The sequence below is a fragment of the Nostoc sp. FACHB-892 genome, from assembly GCF_014698795.1.
In the GTDB taxonomy this organism is placed as follows: Bacteria; Cyanobacteriota; Cyanobacteriia; order Cyanobacteriales; family Nostocaceae; genus Nostoc.
This window is the reverse complement of the sequence record NZ_JACJTR010000060.1, coordinates 22,604-30,096: the sequence shown is the minus strand read 5'-3', so window position 1 is coordinate 30,096 and position 7,493 is coordinate 22,604. Positions and strand designations below refer to the sequence as shown.

The window sequence follows — 7,493 nt, the reverse complement described above, 5'->3', positions numbered from 1 at the left end:
GGATTCGTGCGGTTAAATTGGGTCGCAATCCCAAAATCAATAATTTTGACAACGCCAGTATCCAGATTAAAGACTATGTTTCCAGGGTTGATATCTTTATGAATGATATTGGCTGCATGGATTCTGCCCAGAATGTCGCAAACAGCGATCGCAAGACCGAGAAAAGTGGATAAAGGCATGGGGCAGAATATATCTGGACGCTTATGCATCCATTGCTCTAGGGACTCTCCCCCAAAATCTTCTAAGATAATCACCAGAGTGCGTTGATAGTCCTGCTGGCTGTATGCTTTGATAACTCCTTCCAGATTTAGGGAGCGGGTAATTTTATATTCCTGTCTGTAGCGGGTTAGTTCTTGGGGAGAGGGATAATCAAGCTTTAGCATTTTTACGATGATCCCTACTCCATCGTCTCTGATGCCCCGGTACACTAGAGAATTGTCACTTTCGTATATTTTGTTTTGGATAGCAATACCAGGCAGAGTGATCATAGAGCAACTCTTAAGAGGATAATCTGGTACACCTCAAACTATACAGCAATCCAGCTATCTAGATTTTTCATCTTTTGAAATCCTATTTGGTTTTGTTCATTTCTAGCCAGTTGCAGAGTGATGGCGTTCACTTACGAGCGCTGTATCAATTATGTAAAGCTATTCTACAGCACTGGTTTGACAACTGGCGTAGCATGGGACACCAGTTGCGGAAAGTTTTGCCCTATCCCTCGTACAACTTCTTCACCGTCCCATTATGGTGATATGGTTGAGTCGATGGGGGATATTATTCCCCCCACCTCTCAGTTAGATCCGTGCGTGCAGCTTTCACTGCACACGGCTCCCGATGTTCTTAGCTTGCGCTTTTGCTCATGTGTTTGTAATCGTGGCAACTCTCGTGAATTGCTTCAAGATTATTTTTCTTCCAGTTGGCGTGATTTCCGTCGATGTGATGCAGGTGAACCCGTTCCTCATCGATGAACTTTAAGCCGCAGGAAGCACATCTATGATTTTGCTTATTAAGAGCTTTAGAGGGTAAGGAGCTTAATGTTTGAAACCGTACAGACTTTTAAGTTTGAGTATGTAATATTGAGTCAGGTACTTAGGTGTCGGTTAAAGAGTTTTTCTGTTTTGATAGCTTTACTTTTAGGGCTGAAGGCTACAAAAGTTATAACTTGTAAGCAAAACATAAAACTACATGAAAAATAATTGATAACAATAATGAAAGCTACTCATCAAGAAAAGCAATCTTTAGTTCTTATTGTTGATAATGAAACATTTAACCGTCAACAAATGTGATTGCTAAAACAATCAGGGTATCGAGTAGTGGAGGCAAAAGATGGCACCGAGGCAATAAATATTTTTCAGCAATTGCACCCTGATTTAGTACTCCTTGATACCATCATGCTAGATATGGATGGGTTTGAGTGTTGTTCTGTATTACTGAGTATTAAAAAAGGTAAGTACACTTCAGTTTTAATGACTATAGAACTTGAGGATACTAAGTTAATTGAGCGAGTATTTCAAGTAGGCGCAATGGACTATGTTACCAAACCGATTAACTGGCAAGTTTTGCGTCAACGGGTAAGAGGCTTGATTGAGCAATCGCAGTTACATCAAGAACTCCTTGCCGCTAAACAAGAATTGCAGCGATTAGTTACGTTAGTTAGTATCGATTTCTTAACTCAAATAGCTAACCGTCGACGGTTTGAAGAATATATAGACCAAGAGTGGCGGCGCATGGCACGCGAACAACAGCCTCTGTCTCTCATCCTCCTTGATGTAGATTACTTCAAATCTTATAATGATACCTATGGCCATCAGGCAGGCGATCGCGCTCTTATAAAAATTGCTAAAGCCATACTCGATATTGTTCAACGTCCTGCTGATTTAGTCGCCCGTTATGGTGGTGAAGAATTTGCTGTAATTTTGCCTGACACAGACGAACTTGGTGCTACTAAAATTGCCGAGAGAATTTGCTTTGCGGTAAGGAGATTGGTAATGACTCATAGTCATTCACAATTTAGTTCTCATATAACCCTCAGTGCTGGGTTGTCTACAGTAATCCCTGAGCCGGGTTCTAGCTTTGAAGAAATAATTACGGCAGCGGATCAAGCGTTATATCAGGCAAAGGCAGCAGGACGCGATTGCTTCAAGCACAATAACTCATTAGTTGACTCAACCTGTAATTATAAATGGCGTAAAAATAGCGAACAGATGGCAATAGCTCACTCTATGTACCTAGCAACCGAGCATACTCGTTTTTGATGATCAAATAACACTTGTGCCGATGAATCGTTCTTAGAGTCAAAATTTCATAAATCTCCCCAATCAAAGTTCCACCATGTTTTTCTACAACAATAGACCCAGCGATCGCTGTTTTTTGAAGATAACCATTAGCGATCGCTTTTTGGTAGCTATTTCATAATAAGCTCCGGCTTGTAGGTGATCGCCATTTACACAAGCTTGTTCAGCCAAAACTAAATTATACTTGTGCTGATAATTTACTGGTGCATGAGCCGCTCATTCTTGTATTAATTTCATTGAGCAGTGGTGAGATGAGTCAGGCGATGTCTAAGACGAGCTGCGCCTACGCTCCAAAAGCAAGCACATCCAAAATAATTTATCAAAGATAAAATCGTTGAAAAGCTTATGAATATATACTGTTAATCTTAGCATTTTCTGAGGTTGAATTTGGGATTGCTGTATATAATAAATCACCAGATAATCATTATATTATGTCGCGCCAAAACAAAAAGCCAATTGGATGTGGATGTGCAAATATTCCATTCTCTGTAATCATAGTTATTTTAGGAGGTGGTTATTGGTGGTTTAGCCAGAAAGGAAATCTAGATATCAGCAAGCTTTTTCCTAAGAATCAACAAATAAATATTCCGATTTTGAATCCGGCTCCAACTGCTTCTCCAGCTCCCGCTATCTCTTTCTCAAATACTCCAAAATCCGCTTCCAATAATAACCAAGCTGCGGTCAGAAAAATACCAGATAAAAAAACACCATTACTTCAAACTCCTTGGGAGAAAAAAGTAATTAGAGGAATTTATTTAACTCGCTACCAAGCCACTAATAATGCCGACGAACAAACAATTCGTGAAAGAGTTCGTTACTATCACTCTCAAGGAATTAATACAATTATTCATGGTGTTTGGGGAAATGGTTGTACAATGTATAATAGCGACGTTATGCAGAGAACTCTAGGCTATAGAAGTTGTCCAAACCAGTTTCAAGATCAATGGTTAAATTGGCTGATTGATGAAGCGCATAAACAAGGTATGCAAGTTCATGCTTACTTTGAAAAGGGGATTAAAATAGATAAAAATAGTCCAATTTTTGATTTAGCGATCGCCAAAAAATGGATTGTTCCGGGAGTGGATAAAACTTACTCTGAAATCGATCATTATGTCCTTGATGTAGAGATTCCTGAAGTTACTAGTTTTTTTAAAAACATCTTAGTAGAATTTGTCCAAAAATACCCTAATATTGATGCAGTTCAATGGGATGATTATCTAGGTTATTATGCTGAATTACCTGGAAAAGTTGACCGTACTACAAATTTAACTAGTTTTGTCCAACAAATGGTCAGCTCTATGAAAAAAGCTAATTCATCGGTAAGTTTTGATATTTGTCATCATAACCCCTATTGGGCTAAAAAATATTTTGCGGCTGACTGGGAAAAATGGGGCGTAGATCGCGTATTTATTCAAGCTTATAATGATACTAATTTTGTTGAAGAATTAAATTATGCTCAAAAATACGCTGGAGTTGCAATTACAGATCGGCAACTAGGCCGTTTAAAAGAATTAATTGATAACCCAAAAATCAAGAGTATCTTAGTTTTTCCGTTTTCGGGAAACCCAGAAAAAACAGCTTCTAGCTTAAAAAACTCGATGTGATGGTCTGCAAATCTTCTGGTTGGGGGACGAAGAACAATGAAAGAAGTATAATAAAAAGACCTATAATTTATGGGTAAGCTTTGCCCACCGCAGGCATCGCTCGTCAGTTTTATTCTAAAAATGATCAAGGAAATTGGTCTGTATGAAGTACCACAAATCACTCCATTACTCAGTCTACTGTGAGGCAGATATCACTAGTGCTGCAAGGCAGAAATGAACAACTAATTCCAAGTCAACGAAACGCTTACACTGTATTCATTTTGACTTTTCACTTTTGACTTCCGCCTTGCGGTACTAGTTGACCCACAAAATCCTCACAGGAGAGTCATTAAGGAGGATAATAAAATTCACCCTTAATGCAAAATGCGTTGAATTAAGTTTCACAAAGAATGATGTTCAAAGAGGTACGGACATCCTCCAGTGGTTTTGACCACAATAAATTCCATTCAAGACCAAATAGAGGCAGAGCCTGTTTTCCCATTAGCCATCCTTTGGTTATTGCATCCATGTATTTTGTCGAAACCTCAATATCATAAATAGCAGCTTTGACAAGATTTTTAGCTAATAATGCTACCCAAAAACGCGAAAAGTGTAATTGGGCAACATAAAAAGCTTCTAATTGAATTTCTCCAATAATGTTCGTATCGCATCCGGTAATAATATGCCAAATATCGTGTGTTTCTGTGATATGCGCTCCTAAAAATTGGTCATCATTCTCTACTTGGCCTGAATGTAAAGGCTTCAAATTGTTTTTAAACATATGTTCAGCATAGGTATATCCCAGGGTATTGGTAGGTAAACAATAAAGTTTCTGGAGATCGATATCACCTAACTTTGGGCGCTTTCGAAATGCTTGTTCTCCTTGTGGCGTGCTATGAAGAAGTTCTATTATTTTTTGTAAGCTATGTAAATCAGCAACACTATTTGCGAGGTTGCCAATACTCTCAAAGTCACCATCAGGCGCTCTTACTATATTGATAATGCTCTCTAGTGCGCTATCGTGCCATGTAGGCTCAAGTTGGGCTACAGAATCCATTCTTAAAAACCTCTGTTAACGCTTTGTCTTTTAGTTTGATACTATTCGAGCCTCAATTCCTTTCAGCTTTGGGTAGCAGAATTAGATAGACACCGTCTCTTCTAATGTTTGCGGAATTAACTTTGATGTGGTGTCTACAACTTGTGTTTGTAATTCTATATTAGAGTAGTGGACACGATCTGATTATTTGTTGCTTCATTCCGACTAAGCTAATGCTGAAAATCAAGTTGCGATCGCAACTCTAGGTGAAGAAAGTGGTAAACCTACTCCCGGTTTTTTCTCATCCCCAATCGACACACGTAGTCCAATTTTAGATCCAACTTGCCTAGTAACTTCTGTGCGATGTCTACGACGGGCTACGCCTACACACTTGGTAGGCAGCGTATTTCTTTGAAATTATCGAGTGGAATCACAGGTAAATATTATGCTTAATCAATTACCGAATTGCATTACCAGTCCTTCGTGGTTGCAGCTTATACAATGGATTGCCGATCCGATTGGATTTCAGCAAAAATATAGTCAAAAATATGGAGACATTTTTTCCATGCGGCTGAGTGGAATCGGTTCTTATGTAATTCTTAGCCATCCCCAAGCCATTCAAGAAATTTTCAGTCAAGATTCTAAGTTTGATATTGGTCGTGGTAACAAACTTGCAGAACCTCTAATTGGGCGAAATTCTCTAATGTTAATGGATGGTACCCGCCATCGACGAGAACGAAAATTATTAATGCCCCCCTTTCATGGAGAGAAGCTACAAGCTTATGCAGAGCAAATCTGCTTAATTACTAAGCAAATTGCCAGCCAATGGCAATTTGGTCAGCCCTTTGTGGCTCGATCTACCATGCAGAAAGTCAGCCTAGAGGTGATTTTACAAATTGTCTTTGGTTTAACTGAAGGCGAACGTTATCAGAAACTTAAACCTTTAATGACGGCTTGGCTGAATATGACTGATTCTCCCTTGCGCTCCAGTATGCTATTTTTGCCGTTCTTACAACAAGATTGGGGAACATGGACTCCTTGGGGGCAGATGAAAAGTAGACAACGCGATACTTATGAGCTACTTCAAGCAGAAATTGCAGAGAGACGAACAAAAAACAATCAGAACCGGGGCGATGTTCTGAGCTTGATGATGGCTGCACGGGATGAAAATGGGCAACCAATGACCGACGATGAATTAAAAGATGAATTGCTCACAATTTTATTTGCTGGACATGAAACTACTGCAACAACACTAGCGTGGGCTTTCTATCAAGTTCACCAAAATTCAGATGTCTTGGAAAAATTGCACCAGGAACTCGACAGCTTGGGAGAAAATCTTAATCCGATGGAAATTGCCCAACTTCCTTACTTAACTGCGGTTTGCCAAGAAACCCTGCGGATGTATCCAGTCATTCCAGTGCTTTTCCCACGCATTACCAAATCATCCATAAATATTGCAGGATACCAGTTTGAACCTGACACAACCTTAATGCCGAGTATCTACCTTGTACATTACCGGGAAGACTTGTATCCTAATCCTCAACAATTTCGACCAGAACGTTTTCTAGAGCGGCAGTATTCCCCTTCAGAATACATTCCTTTTGGTGGTGGAAGTCGGCGGTGTTTGGGATATGCCCTAGCTCAGTTAGAAATCAAATTAGTTCTTGCAACAGTTTTATCCAATTATCAACTTGCCTTAGTGGAAAATAAACCTATTAGACTGCAACGGCGTGGGTTTACCCTAGCTCCTGATGGTGGAGTCCCAATGGTCACAATTGGAAAACGATAAACGCGCGCAACTCTTAGATTGGAATTACCGAATTGTATTGAAATAAGATTGTTTTTTCTCAGCGCTCTCTGCGCCTAGTAAGGTTTAAGAGTAATTTATTTAACCGCAGAGGCACAGAGAACACAGAGTAAAGAGCTTAAAGAGGAATTTATTGACCAAAATTTTTACCCACCTTGAAAAAGCTACGTATTGACAAGAAATACCAAATATAAGTCAAGGTTAAAAATCATATCTAGGACTTACGCACTGAAGCCTGAAACCTAGATCCCCCCTAGCCCCCCTTAAAAAGGCAGGGCTGTTTCATTCCCCAAAGAGCTTTAAAAATCAAGGGTTCTAGCGATTAAAAATTAGTTATTTTGTTACCAGCGTGCCGATGAAACCAACTATTTTACTGATATTTCAGTGCTTAAATGTTCATCTCTTCGTCACGCTTACTTACAATTTTCTCGCTAACCATCTTGACAAATCCTGTTTGAAATGGAATGAAACAGCCCTGCCCTTAAAAAGGGGGGAACTTCTAAAGCCCCCTTTTTAAGGGGGTTGGGGGATCTGAGTGCGTAAGTCCTGATATCTTTCGTAAGGGCACAGCAATGTTCCCTACAGCATGGTCTATGTGCGTAGTTTACCGCCCTAGGCATCGCAGGATAATGATGAGCTTAATTCTCTTTCCTCTCCCTGTGCGTCCTCAACGCCTGGAGCCGTTTTTGAATTATTCAGATGCTACCGAATTTGATATCACCTAGTATTTGAAGAGTTAACTTAACTTGAATTTTGGGAATATTATAATAATC

6 protein-coding genes and 1 pseudogene are annotated in these 7,493 nt (G+C 39.6%); 3 read left to right on the top strand and 4 right to left on the bottom strand.

Going from position 1 to position 7,493, the window contains the following annotated elements; all coding sequences use genetic code 11:
* The coding region (locus tag H6G96_RS35955) for a protein kinase (protein ID WP_190918689.1) at positions 1-488 on the bottom strand (488 nt) is incomplete at its 3' end.
* 352 nt (positions 489-840) lie between these two features.
* A pseudogene (locus H6G96_RS35950) lies at positions 841-1,020 on the bottom strand (HNH endonuclease); the annotation flags it as partial.
* A gap of 266 nt (positions 1,021-1,286) precedes the next feature.
* On the opposite strand from H6G96_RS35950, the gene H6G96_RS35945 reads away from it, so the two are divergent.
* Positions 1,287-2,255 (top strand): PleD family two-component system response regulator, encoded by a 969-nt coding sequence (locus H6G96_RS35945; RefSeq protein WP_242063558.1) that lies wholly within the window; start codon positions 1,287-1,289, stop codon positions 2,253-2,255.
* A gap of 84 nt (positions 2,256-2,339) precedes the next feature.
* On the opposite strand, the gene H6G96_RS42655 is transcribed toward H6G96_RS35945, so the two are convergent.
* Positions 2,340-2,465 (bottom strand): hypothetical protein, encoded by a 126-nt coding sequence (locus H6G96_RS42655; protein ID WP_277933051.1) that lies wholly within the window; start codon positions 2,463-2,465, stop codon positions 2,340-2,342.
* Between the two features lie 260 nt (positions 2,466-2,725).
* On the opposite strand from H6G96_RS42655, the gene H6G96_RS35940 reads away from it, so the two are divergent.
* Positions 2,726-3,898 (top strand): family 10 glycosylhydrolase, encoded by a 1,173-nt coding sequence (locus H6G96_RS35940; protein WP_190918687.1) that lies wholly within the window; start codon positions 2,726-2,728, stop codon positions 3,896-3,898.
* A 373-nt stretch (positions 3,899-4,271) separates the two neighbouring features.
* On the opposite strand, the gene H6G96_RS35935 is transcribed toward H6G96_RS35940, so the two are convergent.
* Positions 4,272-4,934 carry a Coq4 family protein gene (locus H6G96_RS35935; protein WP_190918684.1) on the bottom strand — a complete coding sequence of 221 codons (663 nt, stop codon included), beginning with the start codon at positions 4,932-4,934 and terminating at the stop codon, positions 4,272-4,274.
* A 424-nt stretch (positions 4,935-5,358) separates the two neighbouring features.
* Between H6G96_RS35935 and H6G96_RS35930 the strand changes: the two genes are divergently transcribed.
* Entirely contained in the window at positions 5,359-6,702 is a 1,344-nt protein-coding gene (locus H6G96_RS35930; RefSeq protein ID WP_190918682.1) for a cytochrome P450, read from the top strand.
* The last annotated feature ends 791 nt before the right edge of the window (positions 6,703-7,493 follow it).

Coding starts and splice junctions, on each gene's coding strand:
- H6G96_RS35930 (WP_190918682.1), top strand. CDS start 5,359: ATGCTTAATCAATTACCGAATTGCATTACCAGTCCTTCGTGGTTGCAG.
- H6G96_RS35935 (WP_190918684.1), bottom strand. CDS start 4,934: ATGGATTCTGTAGCCCAACTTGAGCCTACATGGCACGATAGCGCACTA.
- H6G96_RS35940 (WP_190918687.1), top strand. CDS start 2,726: ATGTCGCGCCAAAACAAAAAGCCAATTGGATGTGGATGTGCAAATATT.